We start from the raw sequence: 25028 nt of genomic DNA, 5'->3' as shown, positions 1-25028 counted from the left end.
ATGTCTCTTGCGCTCGAACGTCTAGTCGCTGGCACGCCGATCCCTTTCGCTGGTAACCGCGTCACCGTGGTCAGCCCCGAACTGGCCGCGCGGTTTCAGCCCGGTGACCATCTGCTGGTCGAGCAGGTCAGTGGCGAGTTGTTGCTGATCCCCGTGGCCGATCAACAGGCCGCCTCGGTGGCAATCGAGCGTGCGGCTGCGGCATTCACAACGTTGTCGGCGGTGTCCGATGAAGCCATCAGCCGATTTTTCGATCTATTCGCTCAGCGCCTGGAAAACCCTGAATGCTGGACGCAGATCGAAGCCGCCAACCGCGCCGACATCGAACGGGCCAAGGCGCGCGGTCGCTCGACCACACGCTTGCTCGCCGATGAACGCATGCGCCGCGACATGATCGCCGGGCTGCGCGCCTGGCGTGATGCGCCACCGACCCGGGGCAAAGTGATCAGCAGTGTCGAGCACGATGGCTGGAAGGTTGAGCAAGTCGTCTCGCCGCTGGGCATCGTCGCGTTTGTCTTCGAAGGCCGACCCAACGTATTTGCCGACGCCGCCGGGGTGTTGCGCACCGGCAATACGGCTGTGCTGCGCATCGGCAGCGATGCGTTGGGCACTGCGCAAGCCATCGTCACTCACGCGCTGAATCCAGCACTGGCCGAAGCCGGCTTGCCGGTTGGCGCGGTGTCGTTGGTGGAAAGCGTCAATCACGCCGCCGGTTGGGCGATGTTCGCCGACCGGCGTCTGTCGCTGGCGGTGGCGCGCGGCTCGGGCCGTGCGGTCAGCCAGTTGGGCAGCATTGCCCAGCAGGCCGGTACCGCCGTCAGCCTGCACGGCACCGGCGGTGCGTGGCTGATCGCCGACCGTGATGCCGATGCCACACGCTTCGCGGCGGTGGTGCGCAACTCGCTGGACCGCAAGGTCTGCAATACCCTGAACGTCTGCCTGATTCAGCGCGAACGCGCCGATGAGCTGGTGCCGCTGTTCCTCGAAGCTTTGAAAGACGCCGGTACTGCGCGCGGCCAAGGCTGCAAATTGCACATCGTCGCGGGCAGTGAAAGTTGCCTGCCAAGCGAATGGCAGAACGCAACAGTCGAGGTTTATCGCGCCGAGGGTTACCAGACCGAAGCGCTGGCCGAGTCTTTGCCCGAGTCGGACCTGGGCCGCGAGTGGGAATGGGAAGAAACCCCGGAAGTCAGCCTGATGATTGTCGACAATCTGGATCAGGCGATTGCGCTGTTCAACCGCTACAGCCCGCAATTCACCGTGTCGTTGATCAGCGAGGATGCGGCGGTTCAGGAACGCTTCTACAACGCGGTGAATGCCCCGTTCGTAGGCAACGGCATCACCCGTTGGGTCGATGGCCAGTACGCGTTGAACAAGCCTGAGCTGGGTCTTTCGAACTGGGAGAGCGGGCGCCTGTTTGCGCGCAGCGCGATTCTTTCCGGCGATGGCGTGTTTACCGTACGTAGCCGGATGACTCAGGTTGATCTCAGGGTGAAACGCTGACTTGAAACCTGTTGTTGATCGTGCCCACGCAGAGCGTGGGAACGATCACGGTGGGGAGTCAGGCAGCGTGGCTGGCTTGCGCGCTGATCGCGCAAGTCTCAGGTTGCTCGGCCAGCGGCACAAACGTGCGGCGGTCGGCCGACAGCGCGTCGATCGAGCCGGTCTCGATGTCATACACCCAGCCATGCAGATTCAGCCGCCCTTGCTCCTGCGCCAGGCGCACACTCGGGTGGGTCTGAATATTCGCCAGTTGCGCAATCACGTTCTCGCGCACCATCGAGCTCAATTTCCCCGCGTCGCTGCCATGCACGCGCGCTTCGTTCACTACCTTCGCCGATTCGGCATGCTGCAGCCAGCCGCTGACGGCGGGCAGGTGATCCATGCATTTGCACTGGGCAATCGCCGTCATCGCGCCGCAATCGGAGTGGCCGCAAATCACGATATCGGTCACCCCCAGTACCGCCACCGCATACTCCACCGTCGCCGACACCCCGCCCGGATGCGGGCTGTAGGAGGGCACGATATTGCCGGCGTTACGGATCACGAACAGTTCGCCGGGCTCTTGCTGGGTCAGCAGCTCAGGCACCACGCGACTGTCGGAACAGGTGATGAACAGCGTGCCGGGTTGCTGAGTCGTGGCCAGATGTTTGAACAGTTCGCTGCGTTGCGGGAAGGCTTCGTTCTGGAATTTCAGGAAGCCGTCGATCAGGGCTTTCATGGCATGTCCTCGTGGCAGAAATGAGATGGCCCGCACGCAGGGTGCGGGCCGGGCGTATCAGAACGGACGCAGCGGCAGGAACTTGCCGTCGAGGGTCACCACAGCGCGGGAGCCGCCTTCCGGGTCTTCGACTTTCTTGATGTCCAGTTTGAAGTTGATCGCACTGATGATGCCGTCACCGAACTGTTCATGAACCAGCGCTTTCAGCGTGGTGCCGTAGATCTGGATCATTTCGTAAAAACGGTAGATGGTCGGATCGGTCGGCACGCCGCTGAGGCTGCCACGCAAAGGAATGATCTGCAGTGCGGCGACGTCATCAGCGCTGAGGTCAAGCTTGTCGCCGACCACTTGAGCAGCGATTTCCGGCAGCGGATGCTGGCCGAGCAGGGCGGCGGTGACATAAGCCAGGCTGAGGCCGGTGCCGTCAGCGAGATCCTGCCACGACAGAGCTTTTTTCGCCTTGGCGTCGAGAACGCGGGTGGTCAGGGCCAGGCTGTTGTCGTTGTAGGCGTGGGACTGTTGCATGGTGTCACTCCTTTCAAGGTATGGCTTGCTGTGTGGAAGCAATGTTGCGCCGGCCAATCCATAGCGTCCAAGACCGATATACAATGCTTCGCATAAGTCCTGCCTATAGATGGTGTCCTCTTGCTGTTGCGACATTTGCGTTATTTGCTCGCCGTTGCCGATCACGGTGGCTTCACCCGCGCCGCCGAAGCGCTGCATGTGTCGCAGCCGACGTTGTCGCAGCAGATTAGGCAACTGGAAGAAACCCTCGGCGTGAGCCTGTTCGATCGCACCTCACGCACGGTGAAGCCGACGGATGCCGGCCTGGCTTATATCGAGTGCGCGCGGCGCGTGCTGGTGGAGCTGGAAGCCGGGCAGCGCGCCTTGCACGACGTGAAGGATTTGTCACGCGGCACCCTGCGCCTGGCGATGACGCCGACGTTCATGGCGTATCTGGTCGGGCCGTTGGTGCGCGACTACGGGGCACGGTTTCCCGGGATTCATCTGGAAATCTTCGAATTGTCGATGGACGACATCGAGGCCGGGCTGGCGGATGACTCGCTGGACGTCGCGATCGCGTTTACGCCGGTACGCAATGCCGATATCGAATGCATACCGGCGTTTACCGAGACGCTGGGGATCATGGTCGGGCCTGGGCACCCGCTCTATGACAGCCCTTCGGTGTTGACGCCGACGGAATTGGCTTCACTGGATTTCGCCTTGCTGGCGCCGGGCTTCATTACGCGGTTGTCGGTGGATGAGTATTTCCGTGAGCACGGGATTACGCCGCAGGTGCGCATCGAGGTGAATTCGGTGAGTACGTTGCTGGAAGTGGTGCGGCATGCGCCGCTGGCGACCATGCTGCCCGAGGCGATTGCCAGCGAAGACCGCGCGTTGCGCCGCTTGCGTGTTGAAGGGGAGGCGCCGCAGCGGGGAGCGGCGTTGTTGCGGCGCAGGAATAATTATCACAGCGCGGCGGCGTTGGCGTTTGTTGATCTTGTCCTGGAAACGCATATGACATGAACAAGACCTGTGGGAGCGAGTCTGCTCGCGAATGTGGTGTGTCAGACACTGATGTTTGCGCCTGAAGACTGCATTCGCGAGCAGGCTCGCTCCCACAAAGTTGCAGGGTGAGTTCTGGATGTAAAAAGGGCCTGTTTCTTATCAAAGCAGGCCCTTTTTTACTGAAGTGTTATTCAATACAACCGATCAATCACCCGAACTTCATTCTGATTCTGCATCGAATCCCACGCCTGTTTCAGCGTCTGCAGCACACTTCCAATGAAGTCCTTGTCGGCCGCAGCCTTCTTGCCGACATAACCGTGGCCGCGGCGGTACATCTTCAGGCGGGCCAGCAGGTTCTGGTGGTTGCGGTCGAATTCTTCTTCGCCAGCGTGAGGCGACAGGCAGTCAATGTGTACCTGCCCCGACTTGCTGATCCAGAGAATATGGCTGTCGTGGCTGTCTTTTTGCGCCGCGAACATACGAGCCAGTTCTTCGATGGTGGGTTGATTGTTCAGATTCATTGTTATGCCCCTTGACCAGTCTGGTGATCTTTCAAAGTTGATTCGCTAATACAGGTAGCCCATCGGTTAGTTGATCCCTGGCACCGAAACCAGGACGTCAGCGTTCGCCCGTGTGAAGTACGGGGTCGTGCATCTGTTGCATGTAGTCGTGTTGAATAACTGCTACGCAATAGCGTCACAACGAGGAGAAGCAGCGAAAACCGGGAGGCTCCTTGTCGACAATCCAGTGTCGGCCACAAGCGTCTTGAGAATTTTCGCCAGCGCTTCTCGTCCTTGTACTGGACGTTCAGGCCAGGTCAGCTTCTTCAATCTGCCTTGTGGGCAGCGTGTATCCGGAAAAAACAACTCGGCGGTCAGACGAGTTTGCTCAAGCGTGTTACCAGTGTTCCCGATCGGGGAACGTCTTCATCATGCAAAAGCAAAACGACGCCGTCAACGGTTTTGTAGTGATTATTTTCAAGCACTACATATTGTCGGACAAAGCTGTTTTGGAATGAGAAAAGATCCGTTTCGACAACGTCGAGAAGGGAACCGCGAGGGATTCAGCGAGTCGTCGGACGCGCCGTGCGTTTGCGCGTACCGGCGGCTTTGCTGGCCGTCGACTTACGCTTTTTTTTCCACGGCGCTGCGGCTTTGCCGGCAGGCGGCGGGCCGCTGATGGTCAGGCTGAGGGCGGAGCAGCGGCTGACCTGCTTGCTCATCCACGCGGCCTGTTTGGTGACGAATTCTTCCAGACTCATCTCGCCGCTCTGCACCATGTCCAGCGCCTGTTCCCAGATCGCCGTGGTGCCAGGGTCGGCGATGGCGCGCGGCACCGCATCGATCAGGCTGAACGCGGCAGGCGTGGCGGCCAGCGCCTTGCCGTTCTTGACCAGATAACCACGATCAAGCAAACCCTGAATGATCGACGCGCGGGTGGCTTCGGTGCCGATGCCGGTGGTGTCCTTGAGTTTCTGTTTGAGCAGCGGATCCTCGACCAGTTTGGCGACGTTCTTCATCGCCTTGATCAGATCGCCTTCGGTGTAGGGTTTTGGTGGCTGCGTCCACAGATCCTTGAGATTCACTTTCGCCACAGCGCATTCGACGCCCTGGCTGAGGGTCGGCAAGGTTTGCGGTGCTGGTGCTTCGCGGCCCTTGGCCGGTGCCAGTGCTTCGGGCAATGCGCGCTTCCAGCCTGGTTCGATGATCTGCTTGCCGACCGCGCGCAACGCCTGCCCGTTGCAATCGAAATCGGCCTGGGTGCGATCGTATTCGTGATTGGGCAGGAACTGCGCCAGGTAGCGCGCGCGAATCAGCGTGTACACCGCGCGATGTTTGCCGGTCAGGCGTTCAAGATTCTTCGCGGCGATGGTGGGGATGATGCCGTGGTGAGCGCTAACCTTGGCGTCATTCCACGCCCGCGAGCGCCTTTGCGGTTCGAGATAACCCTGCAAGGCTTCAAGGCCCGGATCGGCCTGGCGCAACGCTGTGAGGATCGATGGCGCCTCACTGTGTTGGCTCAACGGCAGAAAGCCGCAATCACTGCGCGGATAGGTGATGACTTTGTAGGTTTCGTAAAGGGCCTGGGCGATGTCGAGGGTTTCCTGCGCGCCAAGGCCAAGCTTTTTCGAGCAGACTTCCTGCAAGGTGCCAAGATCGAAGGGCAGCGGCGCCACTTCGCGCATGCGCTCGGTCTTCAGCTTGATCACCCGTGCGCTGTCAGCACTGCTGATCGCCGCCGCCGCTTGCTGCGCCAACGCCTGATTCAGGCAGCGATCCTGATCATCACAAACGTCTGATGGTGCGCGCCACTGTGCGGTAAACGTCGTGCCGTTGTGCAGCAAATCCACGTCGATTGCCCAGAACGGTACGGGGACGAAATCGGCGATGCTGCGGTCGCGGTCGACCACCAGTCGCAGGGTCGGCGTCTGCACTCGGCCCACAGGCAGCACGCCCTGATAACCCGACTGCCGGCCCAGCAAGGTGAACAGTCGACTCATGTTCATGCCGATCAGCCAGTCCGCGCGTGAACGGCCCAGCGCCGAGTGATACAGGCTGAAGGTTTCGGCCCCCGGCTTCAGCGCAGCGAGGGCCTTGCGAATCGATGCCTCGTCCAGCGCCGACAGCCACAAGCGGCGGATCGGCCCGCGATAGCGGCAGTGCTCGACCAGTTCCCGAGCGATCATCTCGCCCTCACGGTCGGCGTCGGTGGCGATGATCAGTTCGCTTGCCTCGCCAAGCAGACGCTTCACCGCTTTGTACTGGCTGGCGGTGCGCGGCTTGACGGTCATTTTCCATTTGTCGGGAATGATCGGCAGATCAGCCAGCACCCAGCGCTTGTAGCGCGCGTCGTAGGCGTCCGGCGGCGCGGTTTCGAGCAAATGGCCGATGCACCAGGTCACTGTGACGTCCGTCCCCAACCAGCAGCCGTCGCCGCGACGCCTGGCGCCGAGCACGGCCGCAATATCTTTGGCCTGAGAGGGTTTTTCACAGAGGTACAGCCGCATAGCTACCATCGCTGGTTGGTGTGTGGAGAGGGCACAGGATGGCGGGAGTTCGCGGCGGGAGCAACTTTTATCTGTATGGATATACAGATAAAAGCGTTGCAGGAGGTTTAGCCGTTCGGCCGTAATCCAGTCGAGCTGCGCAACCATCAGCTATACCTGAACCGGTCTCTTCGCCGTCTTCAGGAGAACCCCATGAAAAGCCCCAGCCCCGTGATCAGCGTTGAACAACTCAGCGGCTGCCTGCTGGTGAAGTTCCACGGCATCCAGGTCGCCGCGTCCTCTCACGCGATGATCCTCAACGAAGCCAACTATCCGCCGGTGTACTACATCCCGCGCGAAGACATCGACGAAAAATACTTCGCCCGCACCGACCACACCAGCTATTGCCCGTACAAGGGCGACGCCAATTACTTCAGCCTGCAAGTGCCCGGACATGAAGGCGCTAACGCGGTGTGGACGTACGAAAACCCGAAGGTCTCCGTCGCACCGATCCGCGACTACGTGGCGTTTTATCCGGACCAGGTAAAATTCGAAGTGATCAAACGGACGTCTGAAGCAAAAAAATGGCGAGAGAATCGCTTCCCTCGCCGTTGCTGTCAGCGGGTTGTTCAGTTCTTGTCGAGATCGATATTCTTCGTCTCACGCAGACAGATCATCCCCACCACCAGGCTCACCCCGGTGATCAGCACCGGATACCACAGCCCGTAGAAAATATCCCCGGTGTACACCACCAGCGCAAACGACACGGTGGGCAGGAATCCGCCGAACCAGCCGTTGCCGATGTGATAGGGCAGCGACATCGAGGTGTAGCGAATGCGGGTCGGGAACAGTTCGACCATCAACGCGGCCAGCGGGCCGTAGCACATGGCCGAGATGATGATCAGGGCGACGATCAGGGCGACGATCATCGGTTTGTTGATCTGCTGCATATCGGCTTGTTGCGGGTAGCCGGCGAGGGTGATCGCGCCGCGCAGTGCCGCCTCATCGAAACCATCCAGCTTCACGTCGCCGACACTCACTTGCACGGCGCTGCCCGCAGGAGCAGCGACGCTGGAGTAGGGCAGGCCTTGCTTGACCAGGAAGGTCTTGACCTTGTCACAGGGGCTGTCGAATTTGGCCTTGCCCACCGGATCGAACTGGAAGGTGCAAGTGGCGGGGTCGGCGAGGACGGTGATCGGCGCCTGGCGGCTGGCCTGATCGATCGCCGGGTTGGCGTAGTGGGCCAGGGATTTGAAGATCGGGAAGTACAGCGCGGTGGCCAGCAGCAGGCCGAGCATCAGCACCGGTTTACGCCCGACCTTGTCCGACAGCCAGCCGAAAAAGATAAAGAACGGCGCGCCGATCACCACGCTGATGATCAACAGGCTGTTGGCCACCGCCGGGTCCATTTTCAGGAACTGGGTGAGGAAGAACAGCACATAAAATTGCGCGGCGTAGAAGGTCACCGCTTGCCCGGCGTTGATGCTGAACAGCGCGATCAGCACGACTTTGAGGTTTTCCCATTTGCCGAAGGATTCGCGGATCGGTGCCTTCGAGGTTTTGCCTTCTTCCTTCATCTTCAGATAGGCCGGCGACTCGTGCAGGCTCAGGCGAATCCAGGTGGAAATACCCAGCAGCACGATCGACAGCAGGAACGGAATGCGCCAGCCCCACACCTCAAACTGGTCGCCGGTGAAGTAGCGGCAACCGAGCACTACCAGCAGCGAGAGCAACAGGCCGAGGGTCGCAGTGGATTGAATCCAGCTGGTGTGGAAGCCACGTTTGCCGATAGGCGCGTGTTCGGCCACGTAGGTCGCCGCGCCGCCGTATTCGCCACCGAGCGCCAGGCCCTGAAGCATGCGCAGCACCACCAGAATGATCGGCGCGGCGATGCCGATGCTGGCGTAGGTCGGCAGCAGGCCGACGCAGAACGTCGCCACGCCCATCAGAATGATCGTCGCCAGAAACGTGTATTTGCGCCCGATCATGTCGCCCAGGCGGCCGAACACCAACGCGCCGAACGGCCGTACGATGAAGCCGGCGGCGAACGCCATGAGCGCGAAGATGAACGCCGTGGTGTCGTTGACGCCGGCAAAGAACTGCTTGCTGATCACCGCCGCGAGGGCGCCGTAGAGGAAGAAGTCATACCACTCGAACACCGTCCCGAGTGATGAAGCGAAGATGACTTTCTGCGTGGCGTTGCTGGTCTCGGCGCTGCCCGCAGCGTCCAGCGGCTGAACGTGTTCTGACATATCGGTATCCCTCACAGTGATTGTTTTTGTTGTTCCACTGGTGTTGCGTGTCCGGTAATGCGCGATGCCTGAGTCTGGTGATGATTGCTGTGGGAGCGAGCCTGCTCGCGAAAGCTTTCTGTCAGTCAACTCCTAGGCTGAGTGAGCTACCGCATTCGCGAGCAGGCTCGCTCCCACATGGGAAATATCTGCAGATCTGGACAAAATCAGTTGTGCCGCCTTCTCGGCAATCATCAGCGTAGGCGAACAGGTATTGCCCGAGGTAATTCTTGGCATGATCGACGCATCGGCAACGCGCAGACCCGGCACGCCATGCACGCGCAATTGCGCATCGACCACTGCGTCACCGTCATTGCCCATGCGGCAGGTGCCGACCGGATGGAAAATCGTCGTGCCGATTTTCGCCGCCGCTTCATGCAATTGTTTTTCGCTTTGCAAGCTGTCGCCGGGCAGGTATTCGACCGGTTTGAACGCTTGCAGGGCAGGGGCGCTGACGATGCGCCGGGTCAGGCGAATCGCATCGGCGGCGACGCGCAGGTCTTCTGGATGGCTGAGGTAATTGGGCTGGATCAGCGGCGTCGCTTGCGGATCGGCGGAGCGGATCTCGATGCGCCCACGGCTCTGCGGGCGCAAGTCGCACACCGAGGCGGTGAACGCCGGGAAGCTGTGCAACGGCTCGCCAAAGCGCTCCAGCGACAGCGGCTGCACGTGATATTGCAGGTTCGCCGAGGTCTGCTCAGGGCCGGAGCGAGCGAATGCGCCCAACTGGCTCGGCGCCATCGACAGCGGCCCGCTGCGGTCGTACAGATAACGCAGGCCCATGCCCATCTTGCCCCACACGCTGCCGGCGATCTGGTTCAGCGTACGGGCGTTTTCCAGCTTGTAGATCAGCCGCAGTTGCAGGTGATCCTGCAGGTTGCCGCCGACCCCCGGCAGCTCATGAATCACGCCGATGCCCAAGCGTTCGAGCAGCGGCCGCGGACCGATGCCGGAGCGCTGCAGAATGCTCGGCGAGCCGACTGAGCCGGCGCACAAAACAATCTCCTTGCGCGCCTTGAACTGTCTGGTCTGGCCTTCATGCTGCGCGCTGACTTTCGCCGCGCGGCCATTCTCCAGCAAGACACGATCAACCTCGACGCCGGTCAGCACAGTCAGGTTCGCCCGGCTGCGCAGCGGTTTCAAAAAGGCCTTGGCCGCGTTCCAGCGTACCCCGGCTTTCTGGTTGACCTGAAAGTAACCGCAGCCCTCGTTGTCGCCCTGGTTGAAGTCATTGATGCTGGCGATGCCGCTTTGCTCGGCAGCGCTGCGAAAGGCATCCAGAATCGGCCACGACAGGCGCTGCTGTTCGACCCGCCATTCACCCTGATCGCCATGAAATTCAGCGCCGCCGGCAAAGTGGTTTTCGCTCTGTTTGAACAGCGGCAGCACGTCTTTCCAGGCCCAGCCCGGATTGCCCGCCGCCGCCCAACCGTCATAGTCGCCGGCCTGGCCGCGCATGTAGATCATGCCGTTGATCGACGAACAGCCGCCCAGCACCTTGCCGCGCGGATAACTCAGCGCGCGGCCATTGAGGCCCGGTTGTTGTTCGGTTTTGAAGCACCAGTCGGTGCGCGGATTACCGATGCAGAACAAGTAACCCACAGGAATGTGAATCCAGGCGTAGTTGTCGCGTCCGCCGGCTTCGAGCAGCAACACCCGTTGCTGTGGATCCGCAGAGAGCCGGTTGGCCAGCAAGCAACCGGCGGGGCCGGCGCCGACCACGATGTAGTCGAATTCATCCAGGGACGTCTGCATGCCCTGACCTCGCTTTTTGTTTTTATTGTCGGACACTCTAGTTGTTAGCTTTCGTTAAAAGAATGTTAGTTTTTGCGCAGCCGCTGTGCGTTTTCAAACAGCGTGCAACGACGATAGCCGACAAGGACCCGCCATGTTCGACTGGAACGACCTACGCTTTTTTCTCGAGCTGCAACGCAGCGGCCGCCTGCTCACTGCCGCGCGCCGGCTCAACACCACCCACGCGACAGTGGCGCGGCATATTGAATCGATCGAGAAAAGCCTCGGCACGGCGCTGTTCGTCCAGCACGCCCAGGGCTATGAAATGACCCCGGCGGGGGAGGCGCTGCTCAAGCACGCCGAAGCGATGGAAAACGTCGCGCTGCTGGCGCAGGAAGAAATCACCCAGTCCACCGCGCCGCTGGGCAAGATCCGCGTCGGCGTCACCGAAGGCCTTGGCATCAAATTCCTCGCCAGTCGCATGATCGGTCTGTTCGAGCGCTATCCCGGGCTGGAAGTGGAACTGGTCGCCGTGCCGCGCTTCGTCAGCATCCTCAACCGTGAAGCGGAGATCAGCATCCACCTCGAACGGCCATCCGCCGACATGCTGGTCACGCGCAAGCTCACTGACTATCGGCTCGCGCTTTACGCCAGCCAGACCTACCTCGACAAGGCGCCACCGCTGCACAGCCGCGAAGACCTGGGCCGACATGCGTGGATCGGTTACGTTGACGACCTGCTGTTCAGTCAGGAACTGATGTTCCTCAACAGCTTCTGCCGCAGCCCGCGCGTGGTGTTTCACAGCACCAGCGTCATTGCCCAACAGGAAGCGGCGCGCTCGGGGTTGGGCATCGCCGTGCTGCCGTGTTACATGGCCGCTTCCGACCCGAATCTGGTGGCGCTGTTGCCGGATGAAAGCATCGAACGCAGCTACTGGATCAGCACCCGCCGGGAGCTGCACAAATCCGTGCGGTTGCGGGTGGTCTGGGATTATGTGGTGGGGTTGTGTGAGGCCGAGCAGGGCCTGTTGCGCGGTTAGCCTGATGCAACCCATCCCCCTGTGGGAGCGAGCCTGCTCGCGAAGGCAATCTTTCAGCAACATCGATGCTGACGGACCCACCGCTTTCGCGAGCAGGCTCGCTCCCACACGGTTATTCACCGTGGCTGCTTTCACGGGTTGATAAATATATGGATATCCGTATATTCGATTTCCCGCATATGGCGAGCCGATCACCATGATCACCCCCACCGAAGTCTTCAAAAGCCTCGCCGACGAAACCCGCGTCCGCGCCATCCTGCTCATCGCCGAGCAAGGTGAACTCTGCGTTTGCGAGTTGATGTGTGCGCTCGACGACAGCCAGCCGAAAATCAGCCGCCATCTCGCGCAACTGCGCAGTAATGGTTTGCTGCTCGACCGCCGTCAGGGCCAGTGGGTGTATTACCGCCTCAATCCGGAACTGCCGGCATGGATTGGCGAAATCCTCCAGCTGACATCCAAGGCCAATGCCGATTGGCTCAAGGACAACGCCGCGCGCCTGCAAAACATGGATGGCCGTCCCGTGCGCGAACGCGCCTGCTGCTGAATCTTCCACTATCTACGGAGCGCATCGATGCGAGTCCTGTTCATGTGCACGGCCAATAGCTGCCGCAGCATTCTTTCCGAAGCCATGTTCAATCACCTGGCTCCCGCTGGTTTCCAAGCGGTGAGTGCCGGCAGTTTTCCCAAAGGCCAGGTTCTGCCGCGCAGCCTGTCGACGTTGCAAAAGCACGGCATCGCCATCGACGGGTTGCACAGCAAAGGCAACGATGCCTTCGCAAACAACCCGCCGGATATCGTCATCACTGTCTGCGACAAAGCCGCCGGCGAAACCTGTCCGGTGTATTTCGGTCCGGCACTGAAAACGCATTGGGGACTGGAAGATCCGTCCGAAGTGCAGGGCGACGAAGCGGCAATCGACGCGGCATTCCAAGCCACTCTGATGCGCATCGGCCAGCGCTGCCAAGCCTTCCTCGATCTGCCGTTTCACTCGCTCAGTCGCGAGCAACTGAAAGCCGAACTCGACCGCATCGGCACGCTGTAAGGAGGCTTCATGTCAGACCATCTGCCCAACCTCGACGCAAGCCTGTTCGTCGCGGCCAAGCCATCGAATGTCGGCGAACACAAACCGCGCATCCTTCTTCTCTACGGCTCGACCCGCGAGCGCTCGTTCAGCCGCTTGCTGGTCGAGGAGGCCGCGCGCCTGCTCGAACACTTAGGCGCCGAAACGCGGATCTTCAACCCATCCGGTCTACCATTGCCCGACGACGCTCCGGGCGACCATCCCAAGGTCCAGGAATTGCGCGATCTGGTGTTGTGGTCGGAAGGCCAGGTCTGGTGCTCGCCGGAACGCCACGGCGCGATGTCCGCCGTGTTCAAAGCACAGATCGACTGGATCCCGCTGGAACTCGGCGCTGTGCGCCCGACCCAAGGCAAAACCCTGGCGGTGATGCAAGTCTGCGGTGGCTCGCAGTCGTTCAACGTGGTCAATCAACTACGCGTCCTCGGCCGCTGGATGCGCATGTTCACCATCCCCAACCAATCCTCTGTGCCGAAGGCCTATATGGAGTTCGACGAAGCAGGGCGAATGAAACCTTCGCCGTTCTACGACCGTGTGGTGGATGTGATGGAAGAACTGGTCAAGTTCACCGTGCTGCTGCGTCGGCAGCAGGCGCATCTGGTGGACCGCTATTCCGAGCGCAAGGAAAGTGCTGAACAGTTGATGGCGCGGGTGAATCAGCGGTCGATTTGACCCGCCATCCCCAGTCAGGCTCATTCCCCTGTTGGAGAGAGCCTGCTCGCACTAACGCTCCATGGCTGGCACACCGCCACGGCTTGCACCGCCCCCTCCCGACTGTCACCCTTCTGGCCGTTCTTCAAGGATCAGAAGGAATCAAGGATTGAGTGGCTACGTTCCAAACCCGCCGAAAAACTATCGCTACGAAGAAGCCAAACCCGTCGACATACACGCCCAGCATTGGGCCGAGTATGAGAAGCATGGGAAAGAGCCCGTGCGCGAGCCTGAGAAAATCGGGATTGCGTTGAGGATCGGGGTGTTCTTTGATGGCACGGGCAACAACGCGAACAACTCAGCTGCGGGGTTGTTGTGTGGTGCTCAGTATCCGATTGCGCCTGAGGATATCGATGCCAGTTGCAAGCCCTATATGCGCAATCCAGATAGCAGCTATGCCAATGAAACAACCAACGTTTACAAACTGAGCGAACTGTACTTCGCACCTCAGAAAGCCGAAGGAGACGGCTCGCACAAGCGGGCGTTTCGCAGGGTGTACATAGAGGGGATTGGCACTCAATCGGGAGAAGAGGACAGTACATTCGGAGCGGGCACGGGCCGCGGAGACACGGGTATAGCGGGTCGTGTCCAACAATCATTTAGCGAGATCAAATCGCGTATTGAAGATGTAATTAACGAAAATTCAAACAGTGAAATTACCTCGCTGACTTTCGATACGTTCGGATTTAGTCGAGGCGCAGCTGCCGCGAGGCATTTTGCCAATGCAGTCGTCCGCGGAAAACAAGGGCCACTCGGAGATGTATTGCGCAACAATGCGAGCGACTTTAGTCGCACCTTCATCGATCAGTACCAAGGCAGCATCAATATGGGATTCATCGGGCTGTTCGACACTGTGCCGTCGGTTGCTGGCTGGTCGAATTTTGGCAACGTTAAAAGTCCTGTGGCCACGGGTATCAAGCTCTACCTCGACCGGCGGTTTTTTACTGACGTCGTTCAGCTGTCGGCGCGGGACGAATATCGCGCTAATTTTGCATTGAGTCGCGTTAAAGCCGACCACTTGGAAGTCATTCTTCCAGGGGTGCATTCCGACATCGGCGGCGGTTACCGCGATGACATTGAAGAGTGTGTACTCGTCAGTCCAATGCAAACGCTTGAGGTCTCGAAGTTTACCGATGTATCTACTACGTCGATCTACCGCGATGCCATGGTCATTAAAAATGAGTGGATCTCAAGGGGGTGGCCCGAAGATCTGCTGGAAATTGTTACGCCGGACGCGCTTCTCCTGCCTGTGGATCAACAGGACCGGCTCAGTCCCCGCAGAAAGCGCGTCTATGCAGCTCTGCAACTCAAACGTCCCGTAAGCGGGTTGTTGTCGAGGGTATATCTTCGGGTGATGCATAGCTTGGCAAAAGAGAAGGGGGTTCGCTTCGATGATATTCCAGCCACGGCTGCTCTGGCGGTCCCGTCAGAGCTTCAAGCGTTGTGCGATCGATTTGTCGCAGGTGACTACACCACAACTCAGCAAGAGGAGAACCTGCTGAGGTTGAAATACATTCACATGTCCGCAAATTGGAATCACCCTCTTGGAAGAAGAGACGGCAGCGGAGTCCGCGCCGTCTATATCAATGCGCCCACCGCAGACGCGATTCGCGTGCAGCATCCTCACGTACCTGACTGGACTCTTTGGTAATGAAATTATTTGTCGCCCTGCTACTTGGCGTATGCATAACGGGTTGCCAGTCTTCTGATCTGCTCTCAGCCAAGAGCGATCCAAAATCGAAATGGTGGGAGCTGGCTTTCACTGAGCCCGATTACATGAAGGTATGGGTGGAGGACAGTTCGGTGCAGGACATAACCGGCAGAGTTTTCTTTAGAACCGGTGGAGGGACTGCTGCGGGCGGAGAGCCTGAAGACGGTACTGACTCTGCTCGCGGCTGGACAGGGGTGGGGGGCAGCGGTAAAAGAGTGGTGGGGGCCGATCTACCCATTCGTATCTATGTTCGCTGGCAATCAATCGTTGAACAGAAAACGTGGCAAGCGTGGGTGGATATTCCAGAGAATGCCAGACAGATAATGGTGACTTCTACCAGTCAACGGTGCCCCGAGAGACCTGACAGGACAGCACGCTTCATGGCCTCTGTTTACTTGGGACTTGCTCCGGGCGGTGTTGTTCAGGTGTGGGTGAGAGACTCATGTCATCGACCGATAAAGGTTGCTCGAGCGCAAGGCGAGATTGAGCCGCTAGGGCCGGAGCTTGGGAAAAACGGTGGTCGCTACGCATATCCCGTCAGCGAAAAGTCCAAGCGCTATATCGAGAAATTCGGCATTCCGTACGGAAGTTGGTAAGCGCTGAAACCGTGCTTCTTCCACTGTGCCGCCGCGCTCAATATCGATGCACGGCTGCCAGTGCACTGATCCGCTACCGGCTGTTTTGGTGAATAAACAACTCACCTCAAATCAAAACCTCAAACGCCGCACTACCCAACACCTCCCCATTAAACATCACCTGCACCCCATGTCTCCCGGCAAAATGCTTGCGCGTCGTAAAATCCTTGATGACTTGATTCCGTCGCACTACCTCAGTCCCGAACCCCGCTAATCCCAGAGTCTTCAACTTGAAAACCTTCCTCGAAACCCCGCCATTCGCCTTCACATACTCAATCGCATAATCAATCACCAGCCTTTGCTCGTGCGCCACCATGGACTTCACCATAAACGACAAAGTAATCGCTTCCCCCAATCTCACCACCGCCGGCTCGACCCGCACATCCAACAACTCAACCTCAGCCTTCGCGCCCGCGCCAATCACCGTCAGCGCGCGCACGTCGCCCTGTTTGATCAAACTGCGCAGCGCATGCTTGGCAATCCAGGCCGTGTGCTTGTTGTCCAGCGACCAACCTTCAATCGTGTCCAACACCCACTCCGGATGCACTTTCGTCACATCATTCAAATGATTCGCCACGGACTTGCGCACGTACAAGCTCTCATCCGCCTTCAACCGATCCAGTATCCCGGCGGCCAGCTGCGGATCAGCCTGCACCGCTTCCAGGCGGAACGACCACGGCAGGCGAGGGCGGCTGCCTTCGCTGGCGAGGCGGCGGACGTGGTGGTTTTCTTCGCGGGTCCAGTCATGCATTCGTTCCAGCGAGCGCTCGAGGTCGCTGCGCAAAAAGTAGCGGATGGCGAATTCGGAGGAGCCGAAGGTGGTGAAGTACTTCAGGGCGTCCATGGAGGTATCGAAGGCGTGCCCGCCATAGCTCGCGACGTAATGCGGCAGGCACATGCTGACGAACCCGCTGTTCAGCCGTGGCGCGAGTTCGAACAGCACTTGGAGGGAATCTTCGTAGTCCAGCGGCAACACGGCGTGCAGGCTTTCGGCGACGCGGGCCACGCGTTGCATCACTGATAATTCAGCGAGTCCGTCCTGGGCGTGTTTGAGAAACGCCTTGGCCTTGAACGCCGGGTAAACGGCGCTCATTTCAACAGCAATGTGCTGCAGGCGTTCGGCGTTGAAGATTTCCTTTAGCGCCGGGGCGGCGGTGTCGGTGGAGCTCATGATCAGTTCATCGGTGTGCTGATGAACGCATCGGTGCCTTCTGCGTAGGCGGTGTACTCGGCGATACGCGGAAAGCGTGTTGCGTCGATCTGATCGGGTACGACGAGGTTGGTGAAGCTCCAGGCAACCGCCAGGCTTATGCCGGTCTGGGCGAGGGAGCCGTCGACCGGCAAGTCATTGTGCTCAAGTTCTTTTTCCAGGACGGTAAACGCGGCGGCGAGTTGGCCTTCAACGCGTTCAACCCAAGGTTGATATTGAATGTCGGCCGGGCGCAAGTTGCGTTCGTAATACAGCTGCACAGCTTTTTCGCAGGCGGCGAGGCTGAGGCCGATCAGACGCAGGGCGTGGGCGCGTTGTTTGAGATCGCTGGGCAGCAGGCTCTTGCCGGAGCTGGTTTCGAGGTAGTCGAGGATGAGGGTCGAGTCCATCAGGACCACGCCGTCGTCGAGGATCAGCGAGGGCGCTTTGACCACCGGGTTGATCTGCTGGAATTGCTCGAAGTGGCGGAACACCGAGACCGACTCGTGTTCGAGGTCAATCCCCAGGCATTTGGCGGAGATTGCTACGCGGCGCACGTAAGGGGAGTCGAGCATGCCGATCAGTTTCATGACGCGTTCCTTCAAGTCGAACCGGTGAGAACGCATAACCTAGCCGAGCCTGAGACAATTGTCAGTCGTCGAATCCGGGTTGTTCGTGAATCTCATCGACATTCAGTTCCAGCCGATAGGCCACCGCCACAAACAGCGCCTGGCACAAACATAGCGTCGCACTCAGCGAACGAAAGGCCAGCGCACTGCCTTCATTGACCAGCAACACGCTGTTGGCAAGTTTTGCCAGTGGCGACAGAGGGCTGTCGGTAATGATCAGGGCATTGGCGTTCTGCTGTTGTGCGAATCGCAGGCAGTGCTGGGTTTCCCTGGCGTAGGGCACAAAACTGATGGCGATGACCAGGTCATTGGCGCGCACGCTGCGCATTTGCTCACGATAGCTGCCGCCGATGCCGGAGACGAGATGAATGCGCTTCTGCGTGTGCTGCAGGTTGTAAACCAGATAATCGGCGACGGCGAACGAACGGCGGACCCCGACCACATAGACGTCGTCGGCATTGACGATGAGATCGACAGCTTTGTCGAACGCAGCCCCATCCAGTTCGCGGCCCAAGCGTTCGATGCCCGAGAGCGTTGCGTCGATACACTCGCGGACAAGCTCGCCGCTGTTGGCGGTCTGCGATTTGTTGGCGATCAGGCTGCGGATGCGTTGTTGATAGTTCTGCGCCGGCGTGGCCTTGTGCGTCCAGGCCTGGCGGAACAGCGCTTGCATTTCGCTGAAGCCGCTGAACCCGAAGCGCTGCGAAAAACGCACGATGGCGGACGGATGCACCTCGCATTCACGAGCGATGTCGCTGATGCGATCGACCATGATTCGCTCGCTCTGCTGGCTGATGTAACTGGCGATACGTTTGAGCTGACGCGGAAGGGCGTCATATTCGTCGCTAATCGTTTGCAGCAGACGCTCGGCAGTGATCGGGGGGCTGGCGAGCGAAAGTTCGTCGGCGGCCGGCAGATCGGGGCGGGGCATAGGACATCCTTCGGGCGGGTTGAACACGCGGTGAGCCTGATCATAGAAGGGCTGCGCGGGCTCTGCCGGGCTGAATCGATGCACCTTGCGAGAATAATTTCTGCTGTCGACGGCGGGATGGTTAGCCGTTTGTCTTCTATATACAGCCGCTGGAGTGAATTTCTTGCTATAAACGCACTCCGATGGCCGTGTGAAGCCTGTGTCAGAGCAGTTTCCAGGTCCTGTCGGACAAATTCCCTGTATTTACAGTTGCTGAGGTCTTGATCGGGCCTTAGACTGCCGCCCCTCGTAAATTGAGTGCCGGGTGGCGTTTGCAATAAAACGATGCCTTTTCGACGGCCGACACGGTTCGCCGAAACGCTCCCTTATTCGCCTTAATGCACGTTTTTTTATAGAGATATCAATGACAAAGGACAAGTTGCTGGCTATGCCGGCAGATGACTACATGAATGCAGAGCAACACGCTTTCTTCACTGAGCTGTTGCAGAACATGAAAGTCGAAACCCACGAGCGCATTGAGCAAAACCGTATCGCCATCGAAAGCCTGGACACCCCGGCTGACCCGGCGGACGCGGCTTCGGTTGAAGAAGAGCGCACCTGGCTGGTCAACGCGATCGATCGCGACCAGCGCATGCTGCCGCAATTGGAACAAGCTCTTGAGCGCATCAAGGACGACAGCTTTGGCTGGTGCGACGACAGCGGCGAGGCGATTGGCCTGAAGCGCCTGCTGATCAGCCCGACCACCAAGTACTGCATCGAAGCTCAAGAGCGTCACGAGCAGATCGACAAGCACCAGCGTCAGGCCTGATTCTGTGGGGTGACCCTTTCAACAGGGGCGCCTTGAAAAGATCGCAGCCTTCGGCAGCTTCTACACGGAGTTGCGCGAGGCTGCGATCTTTGTTTTTGCTCGTCTGCGATATTTCCCCGTCGTTCCCTTGACCTGGCACAGACCTCACGACTAACGGACCATGGATAATGGCGTTGTAGTGGCGTTTAATGAAGTCACAACAATGAGAACAAACGTGGGGTGATCAAGATGACGAGAGATGGATCTCTGGTTGCGGCGCTGCCTGCACCAGTGCTTTTGCCGAAAAATCGCTGGATCGCGCCGACCCTGCAAAGCATCGCCCTGATGCTGTTGCTGGCCGGCATGGCCATGGCCGAGTGGTCGCTCTACCTCGGCATGCCGCTGGCGATACTGATTGTCTGGCTGCCGCGCCTGCGTTCGCGCAGCGCTCCTGTTGCTGTCCCGGTCGATAGTGTGAGCGCATTGTCCGCACTGACCCGCGATCTTTCCTACACCACCAGTCACAACGCACTGTCTGCCGCCGGCGTGGCGTTCTCGGTCAAGGCGCTGGCGAACAAACTCGAATCGCAACTCGACGCGGCGGCGCAGATCGTCAGCAACGCCGAAGTGATGATCGCCACGGAACAGGCGACTTCACAGCTCAGTCGCGACGCACTGGACGCCGCCAGCCAAGCGCATCACAGCAGCGCGGCGGGGCGCAGCGAACTGCTCGACTCGATTTCGCGCATGCAGCAACTCAGTCAGCGCGCCAACGCCAGCCGCGAATTGATCGAGGCCTTGAGCGTCCGCAGCGACGACATTCAGCGGGTGACGCTGGTGATTCAGTCGATTGCCAGCCAGACCAATCTGTTGGCCTTGAATGCTGCGATCGAAGCTGCCCGGGCCGGTGAGCATGGTCGCGGTTTCGCCGTGGTCGCCGATGAAGTACGCGGATTGGCGGCGCGGACGGCGGCGGCCACGGGCGAAGTCGGTGAGATGGTTGCGGACATTCAGCAACGCACCGCGCAAGTGGTAGCGCAGATTCGCGAGTTGTCGAGCGATCTGCACACCGGCGTCGAACAGGTCGAACACACCGGTCAGCATCTGGAAAACATCGCGCGACTTGCCGCTGGAGTGGAAACCCAGGTCAGCGAAATCGCCCGTGGCGCGCAAACCAATCGCGAGCAGCTTGATGCGTTGTTCAGCGCGATTGAGCAAATGCGTAGCGATCTGGCGATCAGCGATCAGCAGACCCGCCGCCTCGCCGAGGCAGCGGTGCAGATGGAAGGGCAGGCGGAAACCATCAGCGAACGCTTGGCCGAAGTCGGTCTGGACGACTATCACCAGCGTATTTATGACCTGGCGCGCGAAGGTGCGAGCCTGATCGCAGCGCGCTTCGAGGCGGATGTGGAGCAGGGGCGGATCAGTCTGGATGACCTGTTCGATCGCAGCTACCAGCCGATTCCGGGTACCGAACCAGCCAAATTCCAAACCCGCTTTGATCGATACACAGATCAGGTCTTGCCCGCGATTCAAGAGCCTCTGTTAGCGCGTCATGAAGGTTTGGTTTTCGCGATCGCCTGCACGCAGCAGGGTTATGTACCGACGCATAACCAGGCATTCAGCCAGCCGTTGACCGGTGATGTGCAGGTCGACACGGTAAATAACCGCACCAAACGCAAATTCGCTGACCGCACCGGTATCCGCTGCGGCAGCCATCAGCAACCGGTGCTGTTGCAGACTTACACGCGCGATACGGGTGAGCTGATGCATGATTTATCGGTGCCGATCGTGATCAACGGCCGACACTGGGGCGGGTTGCGTCTGGGTTACAAACCCGAGAATCCGCACTGAGATTGTTACCGTTGACGCAATGAATCTGTGCACGGCTGTTGCTGTTTCCTCTCGAAGGAAAGCTTTAATCTGACGACTTAGTTAGGTAGCTAATTATTTCGGAGGGCACATGCAGTGCAGGGTGGATGTGGCAGTGATGATCGGCAGCGGCGTTCCGGCCGGTTTACGCGCGATGGGGCGCAGTGTGTGCTGGGTGGTTTTGCTCAACGGTGAGCGACGCGGCACAGCCTTCGCCAGTCGCGATGAAGCGGAGGAGTGCAAGGCTGCCTGGCTCGAACAATTGAACATCGAGCCCGGCGACAGCCTGCACTGATCGCCCTTATTTACCGCGATGCAGGCGGACGTTCAGCTCATCGACAATTACCGCTTCCTCACCGTCAGCACGCAGCCACTCTTTGAGTAATTGCGCCTGTTGAGGCGACCAGAAATCGGCCTCGATGAGTTTGGTATCAGAGTCCAGCGGATGGGCTTCGACAAAGTCATTGATCGACGCTTCATCGGAAGGAAGGCCCAGCTGTTCGAAAAGGGTGGTCAGGTTAAGCTCGGTTGGCAGTTCCATCATCTACTCCTGGGTCGGTGCCGGTGCGGCTTGTTCGTTCACTCCCCTTATCAGAGGCAGGCGCTGGCGTGGAGTTCGATTTTTGATTCAAGCGAGCGGGCAAGGGCGCAGGCTTCGTTGTGATTGCCGCGGAAACCTCTGACACGTCCCGTGGATATCTCCTTGATGTGAAAGAACGCAATACCTGCCGGCACCACTTGAAAGTGCGGGGTTCGATGATTGTTAGAAGATGTCGGAAGGTTGTCGAGGTCGGCAACCTTCATCGTCAGAGGTGTGTTGATTCGCGCGTCGGCCGACGTGGCAAAATGAGTCAAAGTGCACATATGAAGTCCTTTTCATCAGTCGGCCGGGATTTAACGGCCGTTGCGGGTAGTCGTAATGAGCATCGCTGCTCTAGAATCGCCAGTACCTGTTGACGACCGGGCTTATCTAAAGCAATTTTTCGCCAGCGATATGTCGGAAAAGTGCTTTTTTTCGTGAGAAATTTCCCTGAAGTTCGTAGTCAGATTTTGCTCTGTCGCGCTTGATGCTTTTTCCTTCAAGGTTTGCCGACTTCAGAGCGGGTTTCACTAATGACAATCCAGTAGTCTACGAACCTCGCGATCAAGAATGCTTCGCTCGCTTCGGGTTTTTGAGTGATTTTGCAGTTTTCATCGGCCTGGCCGTTTCTTTGCCGTGGGCGTTTTTCGCTGCGCGGTTTTTCAAATGTGGGGATGTTTCTTTGGCAGTCAGTAACCTCGATATGCATGCTTTGTTCGTGCTGGGTGATTTGCGTGCAAAGCTGGTCAAGCAATTCCAATCACGTTTTGTTTACATCACCGAGCAAAACGCCGAAGGCATTTACATCGCCGAAATCGACACCGAAAGTGCATTGGTAGTCGATGACAAACCGGGACTCAAACTCAAGGTTGGCGACCATTTCATCGCGTCAGTTTTGCCCAGCCGTGAAGGCGGCAAGATGGACATTCGTTTTCGCGACATCAAACTGACGGTCTACGGCCTGGGCGATTACGCCTTTGTCAGCACGGCCGACGGGCACGCGATCCTGTTCAAGGAAGGCCATAGCGTCGTCACCGTGTTCGCCGCCAATGAGCAGCTGCAGGAAGGTCTGACCAAAACCCTCAAAGCCGTCACTGCCAAAGCCGCCAAATGGCGCAAGGGTGAACTGGTGACCTTCAAGGCCAGCGAGTGAAGCGCGCGGATTTCCATGCGCAAAATCTCGACAGCGCACGCGAAGAAGCTCAGCGCTTGTTCGCCCGCAAGGCCGAACTGCAAGGTGCCTGGCTGAGTTGGGTAGCGTCGCAGCTCTATGCATTGCAACCGGCAGCTTACGCCAGCATGGTCAGACGTGAGCTGCAAAGCCTGCAGGAAAAGTCTGAAACGTAACACCGCGCGCAGCAGACCCCGGAAAAAGCAGGAACCTCGGCTAAAGTCAGTTGACTGAGTCATTCAGAGGCTTGCGTTTCTGTCAGGCCAACTGCCATTGCTGTGAACAGCATGAGGTGTGATGCATGAACGGATTTCGACGGTTACTGGCCGCCAGCGTGGCCACCTTTGGTTTGCTGACGTCAGCGCAATCGCTGCAGGCGGCTCAGGCGCCTATCCACTTTGCTGACCTGAACTGGGAAAGCGGCAGCCTGATCACCGAGGTGCTGCGGGTGATCGTCGAGAAAGGCTACGGCTTGCCGACCGATACCTTGCCGGGTACCACCATTACCCTTGAGACCGCGCTGGCCAACAATGACATCCAGGTGATTGGCGAGGAGTGGGCCGGGCGCAGTCCGGTCTGGGTCAAGGCCGAAGCCGAGGGCAAGGTCGTCGGTCTGGGCGATACGGTAAAGGGCGCCACTGAAGGCTGGTGGGTGCCGGAATACGTGATCAAGGGCGACCCGGCCAAAGGCATCAAGCCGCTGGCGCCGGATCTGCGCAGTGTCACTGATCTGAAGAAATACAAGGACGTGTTCAAAGACCCGGAAAGCCCAGGCAAAGGGCGTTTCCTCAACAGCCCGATCGGCTGGACTTCGGAAGTGGTCAACAAGCAGAAGCTCACGGCGTATGGCTTGCAGGACGACTACACCAACTTCCGCAGCGGTTCCGGCGCTGCGCTGGATGCCGAGATCAGCTCTTCGATTCGTCGCGGCAAACCGGTGTTGTTCTATTACTGGTCGCCGACGCCACTGCTTGGCAAATTCAAACTGGTGCAACTGGAAGAGCCGCCGTTCGATGCCGAGGCGTGGAAGACGCTGACCGACGCCGATAATCCCAATCCGAAACCAACCCGCTCGCTGGCATCGAAGCTGTCGATTGGCGTGTCTACGCCGTTTCAAAAGCAGAACCCGCAAATTGCCGAGTTCTTCAGCAAGGTCGATTTTCCCATCGAGCCGCTGAATAAAGCACTGGCGGATATGAGTGACAAGCACACCGCGCCTCGTGAGGCGGCGGTCGCGTTCATGAAAGCGCATCCAGACGTGTGGCAGGCCTGGTTACCCAAGGATGTGGCTGACAAGGTGACGGCTGATCTGAAATAACGCGGTCAACGCAGCGTACCGCCGACCGGTCGTGCAGGGGCAAAAAATCCGACTACGATGGTTTGTTCAAATCCCTTTGAAGGATTTCAACCATGACCTTTGTGTTGGCTCAATGGCTGGTGACTGTGTTTGCGGCAATCGGCCTGATGCACGTGTATTGGGCGTTGGGTGGGCAATGGGCGGCTGCGGTGGTGGTGCCGCAAGTGCCGGTGTCGGGCTTCGTGGCCTCGGTACGCCCGGCCTTCAAGCCCTCAGGCTGGCTGACGCTGGCAGTCGCCGCTGCGCTGCTGGTCATTGCGGCGCTGGTTTGTATGCGGGTCGGCTGGGGCATGCCGGCGGTGCAGCACAAGGCACTGCAATGGGTGATCAGCGCGATCGCGTTGCTGATGTTCGCTCGGGCGATCGGTGATTCGAATCTGGTCGGGTTCTTCAAGGAAGTGAAGGATTCGCGATTTGCGCGGCTGGATACCTGGGTGTATTCGCCGTTGTGTGCGCTGCTGGGGGCGGGGTTGTTGGCGGTGGCTTGGGTTTGAGCTGATGCGGAATTTGCGACGACCCGACTGGCTCTACGCGAGCAGGCTCGCTCCCACATGGGAGAGCGCATTCCTGGTGTAGCGATGGCGCCATCATAGGCGC

General features: G+C 59.1%; 27 protein-coding genes and 1 pseudogene. 16 read left to right on the top strand and 12 right to left on the bottom strand.

Annotation, left to right across the window (positions count from 1 at the left end):
• A complete protein-coding gene (locus KVG87_RS03150; protein ID WP_217849200.1) occupies positions 1-1503 on the top strand; it encodes an aldehyde dehydrogenase family protein in 1503 nt (500 codons plus the stop codon).
• A gap of 58 nt (positions 1504-1561) precedes the next feature.
• Here KVG87_RS03150 and KVG87_RS03145 read toward each other — a convergent pair whose 3' ends face one another.
• Together KVG87_RS03145 and cynS are read right to left on the bottom strand one after the other, a co-directional pair.
• A complete protein-coding gene (locus KVG87_RS03145; RefSeq protein ID WP_217849198.1) occupies positions 1562-2221 on the bottom strand; it encodes a carbonic anhydrase in 660 nt (219 codons plus the stop codon).
• Positions 2222-2278: 57 nt separating this feature from the next.
• Complete coding sequence (cynS, locus tag KVG87_RS03140) at positions 2279-2746, bottom strand: cyanase (RefSeq protein WP_217849195.1); 468 nt, start codon at positions 2744-2746, stop codon at positions 2279-2281.
• Between the two features lie 120 nt (positions 2747-2866).
• Here cynS and cynR point away from each other — a divergent pair, with 120 nt between their 5' ends.
• Positions 2867-3748 (top strand): transcriptional regulator CynR, encoded by an 882-nt coding sequence (gene cynR, locus KVG87_RS03135; protein WP_217849193.1) that lies wholly within the window; start codon positions 2867-2869, stop codon positions 3746-3748.
• Between the two features lie 173 nt (positions 3749-3921).
• Here cynR and KVG87_RS03130 read toward each other — a convergent pair whose 3' ends face one another.
• On the bottom strand, positions 3922-4251 hold the full coding sequence (locus tag KVG87_RS03130; RefSeq protein ID WP_041480831.1) for a hypothetical protein: 330 nt from the start codon (positions 4249-4251) through the stop codon (positions 3922-3924).
• 542 nt (positions 4252-4793) lie between these two features.
• A complete protein-coding gene (locus KVG87_RS03125; protein WP_217849191.1) occupies positions 4794-6737 on the bottom strand; it encodes a DNA topoisomerase III in 1944 nt (647 codons plus the stop codon).
• A 192-nt stretch (positions 6738-6929) separates the two neighbouring features.
• Between KVG87_RS03125 and KVG87_RS03120 the strand changes: the two are divergent.
• A pseudogene (locus tag KVG87_RS03120) lies at positions 6930-7280 on the top strand (DUF427 domain-containing protein); the annotation flags it as partial.
• A gap of 65 nt (positions 7281-7345) precedes the next feature.
• Here KVG87_RS03120 and KVG87_RS03115 read toward each other — a convergent pair.
• Together KVG87_RS03115 and KVG87_RS03110 are read right to left on the bottom strand one after the other, a co-directional pair.
• Positions 7346-8968 (bottom strand): MFS transporter, encoded by a 1623-nt coding sequence (locus KVG87_RS03115; RefSeq protein ID WP_024013261.1) that lies wholly within the window; start codon positions 8966-8968, stop codon positions 7346-7348.
• Positions 8969-9100: 132 nt separating this feature from the next.
• Positions 9101-10762: a GMC family oxidoreductase gene (locus KVG87_RS03110; RefSeq protein WP_217849188.1), complete on the bottom strand. Its 1662-nt coding sequence runs from the start codon at positions 10760-10762 to the stop codon at positions 9101-9103.
• 133 nt (positions 10763-10895) lie between these two features.
• Here KVG87_RS03110 and KVG87_RS03105 point away from each other — a divergent pair, with 133 nt between their 5' ends.
• From KVG87_RS03105 to KVG87_RS03080, 6 genes are all read left to right on the top strand, one after another.
• A complete protein-coding gene (locus tag KVG87_RS03105) occupies positions 10896-11780 on the top strand; it encodes a LysR family transcriptional regulator (protein WP_122703935.1) in 885 nt (294 codons plus the stop codon).
• Between the two features lie 196 nt (positions 11781-11976).
• Positions 11977-12324, top strand: coding sequence for a metalloregulator ArsR/SmtB family transcription factor (locus tag KVG87_RS03100; protein ID WP_016775103.1), 348 nt, complete (start codon positions 11977-11979; stop codon positions 12322-12324).
• Positions 12325-12351: 27 nt separating this feature from the next.
• Positions 12352-12822, top strand: coding sequence for an arsenate reductase ArsC (locus KVG87_RS03095; RefSeq protein WP_217849186.1), 471 nt, complete (start codon positions 12352-12354; stop codon positions 12820-12822).
• 9 nt (positions 12823-12831) lie between these two features.
• Entirely contained in the window at positions 12832-13530 is a 699-nt protein-coding gene (gene arsH, locus KVG87_RS03090; protein WP_217849184.1) for an arsenical resistance protein ArsH, read from the top strand.
• 148 nt (positions 13531-13678) lie between these two features.
• Positions 13679-15220, top strand: coding sequence for a phospholipase effector Tle1 domain-containing protein (locus KVG87_RS03085; RefSeq protein ID WP_217849182.1), 1542 nt, complete (start codon positions 13679-13681; stop codon positions 15218-15220).
• Positions 15220-15876, top strand: a complete 657-nt coding sequence (locus KVG87_RS03080; protein ID WP_071172764.1) for a DUF2931 family protein — start codon at positions 15220-15222, stop codon at positions 15874-15876. Before KVG87_RS03085 ends, KVG87_RS03080 begins: the two co-directional genes overlap by 1 nt.
• Positions 15877-15982: 106 nt before the next feature.
• Here the strand turns inward: KVG87_RS03080 and KVG87_RS03075 are convergent, their stop codons facing one another.
• The 3 genes from KVG87_RS03075 to KVG87_RS03065 form a co-directional block, all read right to left on the bottom strand.
• Positions 15983-17086, bottom strand: coding sequence for a DNA alkylation repair protein (locus KVG87_RS03075; protein WP_217849180.1), 1104 nt, complete (start codon positions 17084-17086; stop codon positions 15983-15985).
• 2 nt (positions 17087-17088) lie between these two features.
• The gene (locus KVG87_RS03070; RefSeq protein ID WP_217849177.1) at positions 17089-17694 is read right to left on the bottom strand and encodes a glutathione S-transferase; all 606 of its coding nucleotides are present in this window, start codon (positions 17692-17694) and stop codon (positions 17089-17091) included.
• A 61-nt stretch (positions 17695-17755) separates the two neighbouring features.
• The gene (locus KVG87_RS03065) at positions 17756-18664 is read right to left on the bottom strand and encodes a MurR/RpiR family transcriptional regulator (RefSeq protein ID WP_217849175.1); all 909 of its coding nucleotides are present in this window, start codon (positions 18662-18664) and stop codon (positions 17756-17758) included.
• A 403-nt stretch (positions 18665-19067) separates the two neighbouring features.
• Between KVG87_RS03065 and KVG87_RS03060 the strand changes: the two genes are divergently transcribed.
• The 3 genes from KVG87_RS03060 (at position 19068) to KVG87_RS03050 (ending at position 21618) form a co-directional block, all read left to right on the top strand.
• Positions 19068-19472 carry a TraR/DksA family transcriptional regulator gene (locus KVG87_RS03060; protein ID WP_016775095.1) on the top strand — a complete coding sequence of 135 codons (405 nt, stop codon included), beginning with the start codon at positions 19068-19070 and terminating at the stop codon, positions 19470-19472.
• Between the two features lie 228 nt (positions 19473-19700).
• Positions 19701-21305 carry a methyl-accepting chemotaxis protein gene (locus tag KVG87_RS03055; RefSeq protein WP_217849173.1) on the top strand — a complete coding sequence of 535 codons (1605 nt, stop codon included), beginning with the start codon at positions 19701-19703 and terminating at the stop codon, positions 21303-21305.
• A 109-nt stretch (positions 21306-21414) separates the two neighbouring features.
• Positions 21415-21618, top strand: a complete 204-nt coding sequence (locus tag KVG87_RS03050; RefSeq protein ID WP_016775093.1) for a hypothetical protein — start codon at positions 21415-21417, stop codon at positions 21616-21618.
• A gap of 6 nt (positions 21619-21624) precedes the next feature.
• Here KVG87_RS03050 and KVG87_RS03045 read toward each other — a convergent pair whose 3' ends face one another.
• The 3 genes from KVG87_RS03045 to KVG87_RS03035 form a co-directional block, all read right to left on the bottom strand.
• Positions 21625-21864, bottom strand: coding sequence for a DUF2789 family protein (locus KVG87_RS03045; RefSeq protein ID WP_024013254.1), 240 nt, complete (start codon positions 21862-21864; stop codon positions 21625-21627).
• Between the two features lie 50 nt (positions 21865-21914).
• Complete coding sequence (locus tag KVG87_RS03040; protein ID WP_397427861.1) at positions 21915-22127, bottom strand: hypothetical protein; 213 nt, start codon at positions 22125-22127, stop codon at positions 21915-21917.
• 275 nt (positions 22128-22402) lie between these two features.
• A complete protein-coding gene (locus KVG87_RS03035; protein WP_172833992.1) occupies positions 22403-22612 on the bottom strand; it encodes a hypothetical protein in 210 nt (69 codons plus the stop codon).
• Here KVG87_RS03035 and KVG87_RS03030 point away from each other — a divergent pair.
• The 4 genes from KVG87_RS03030 to KVG87_RS03015 all read left to right on the top strand — a co-directional run bounded on the left by KVG87_RS03030 (position 22586) and on the right by KVG87_RS03015 (position 24925).
• Positions 22586-23056 (top strand): hypothetical protein, encoded by a 471-nt coding sequence (locus KVG87_RS03030; protein ID WP_039763128.1) that lies wholly within the window; start codon positions 22586-22588, stop codon positions 23054-23056. The two genes, KVG87_RS03035 and KVG87_RS03030, sit on opposite strands and share 27 nt — an antisense overlap.
• The gene (locus KVG87_RS03025) at positions 23053-23250 is read left to right on the top strand and encodes a hypothetical protein (RefSeq protein ID WP_076562405.1); all 198 of its coding nucleotides are present in this window, start codon (positions 23053-23055) and stop codon (positions 23248-23250) included. The genes KVG87_RS03030 and KVG87_RS03025 overlap by 4 nt, the downstream gene beginning before the upstream one ends.
• A 125-nt stretch (positions 23251-23375) precedes the next feature.
• A complete protein-coding gene (locus tag KVG87_RS03020; protein WP_076562406.1) occupies positions 23376-24392 on the top strand; it encodes an ABC transporter substrate-binding protein in 1017 nt (338 codons plus the stop codon).
• 92 nt (positions 24393-24484) lie between these two features.
• Positions 24485-24925: a DUF3995 domain-containing protein gene (locus KVG87_RS03015; RefSeq protein WP_076562407.1), complete on the top strand. Its 441-nt coding sequence runs from the start codon at positions 24485-24487 to the stop codon at positions 24923-24925.
• Positions 24926-25028 lie beyond the last annotated feature (103 nt).

It is taken from the genome of Pseudomonas siliginis (assembly GCF_019145195.1).
Lineage (GTDB): Bacteria > Pseudomonadota > Gammaproteobacteria > Pseudomonadales > Pseudomonadaceae > Aquipseudomonas > Aquipseudomonas siliginis.
This window is presented reverse-complemented; position numbering and strand designations above follow the sequence as displayed.

Bases quoted from the DNA above. Each gene is read 5' to 3' on its own strand.
- KVG87_RS03150 (WP_217849200.1), top strand. From the start codon at position 1: ATGTCTCTTGCGCTCGAACGTCTAGTCGCTGGCACGCCGATCCCTTTC.
- KVG87_RS03145 (WP_217849198.1), bottom strand. From the start codon at position 2,221: ATGAAAGCCCTGATCGACGGCTTCCTGAAATTCCAGAACGAAGCCTTC.
- cynS (WP_217849195.1), bottom strand. From the start codon at position 2,746: ATGCAACAGTCCCACGCCTACAACGACAACAGCCTGGCCCTGACCACC.
- KVG87_RS03130 (WP_041480831.1), bottom strand. From the start codon at position 4,251: ATGAATCTGAACAATCAACCCACCATCGAAGAACTGGCTCGTATGTTC.
- KVG87_RS03125 (WP_217849191.1), bottom strand. From the start codon at position 6,737: ATGCGGCTGTACCTCTGTGAAAAACCCTCTCAGGCCAAAGATATTGCG.
- KVG87_RS03115 (WP_024013261.1), bottom strand. From the start codon at position 8,968: ATGTCAGAACACGTTCAGCCGCTGGACGCTGCGGGCAGCGCCGAGACC.
- KVG87_RS03110 (WP_217849188.1), bottom strand. From the start codon at position 10,762: ATGCAGACGTCCCTGGATGAATTCGACTACATCGTGGTCGGCGCCGGC.
- KVG87_RS03105 (WP_122703935.1), top strand. From the start codon at position 10,896: ATGTTCGACTGGAACGACCTACGCTTTTTTCTCGAGCTGCAACGCAGC.
- KVG87_RS03100 (WP_016775103.1), top strand. From the start codon at position 11,977: ATGATCACCCCCACCGAAGTCTTCAAAAGCCTCGCCGACGAAACCCGC.
- KVG87_RS03095 (WP_217849186.1), top strand. From the start codon at position 12,352: ATGCGAGTCCTGTTCATGTGCACGGCCAATAGCTGCCGCAGCATTCTT.
- arsH (WP_217849184.1), top strand. From the start codon at position 12,832: ATGTCAGACCATCTGCCCAACCTCGACGCAAGCCTGTTCGTCGCGGCC.
- KVG87_RS03080 (WP_071172764.1), top strand. From the start codon at position 15,220: ATGAAATTATTTGTCGCCCTGCTACTTGGCGTATGCATAACGGGTTGC.
- KVG87_RS03075 (WP_217849180.1), bottom strand. From the start codon at position 17,086: ATGAGCTCCACCGACACCGCCGCCCCGGCGCTAAAGGAAATCTTCAAC.
- KVG87_RS03070 (WP_217849177.1), bottom strand. From the start codon at position 17,694: ATGAAACTGATCGGCATGCTCGACTCCCCTTACGTGCGCCGCGTAGCA.
- KVG87_RS03065 (WP_217849175.1), bottom strand. From the start codon at position 18,664: ATGCCCCGCCCCGATCTGCCGGCCGCCGACGAACTTTCGCTCGCCAGC.
- KVG87_RS03060 (WP_016775095.1), top strand. From the start codon at position 19,068: ATGACAAAGGACAAGTTGCTGGCTATGCCGGCAGATGACTACATGAAT.
- KVG87_RS03055 (WP_217849173.1), top strand. From the start codon at position 19,701: ATGACGAGAGATGGATCTCTGGTTGCGGCGCTGCCTGCACCAGTGCTT.
- KVG87_RS03050 (WP_016775093.1), top strand. From the start codon at position 21,415: ATGCAGTGCAGGGTGGATGTGGCAGTGATGATCGGCAGCGGCGTTCCG.
- KVG87_RS03045 (WP_024013254.1), bottom strand. From the start codon at position 21,864: ATGGAACTGCCAACCGAGCTTAACCTGACCACCCTTTTCGAACAGCTG.
- KVG87_RS03040 (WP_397427861.1), bottom strand. From the start codon at position 22,127: ATGAAGGTTGCCGACCTCGACAACCTTCCGACATCTTCTAACAATCAT.
- KVG87_RS03035 (WP_172833992.1), bottom strand. From the start codon at position 22,612: ATGCATATCGAGGTTACTGACTGCCAAAGAAACATCCCCACATTTGAA.
- KVG87_RS03020 (WP_076562406.1), top strand. From the start codon at position 23,376: ATGAACGGATTTCGACGGTTACTGGCCGCCAGCGTGGCCACCTTTGGT.
- KVG87_RS03015 (WP_076562407.1), top strand. From the start codon at position 24,485: ATGACCTTTGTGTTGGCTCAATGGCTGGTGACTGTGTTTGCGGCAATC.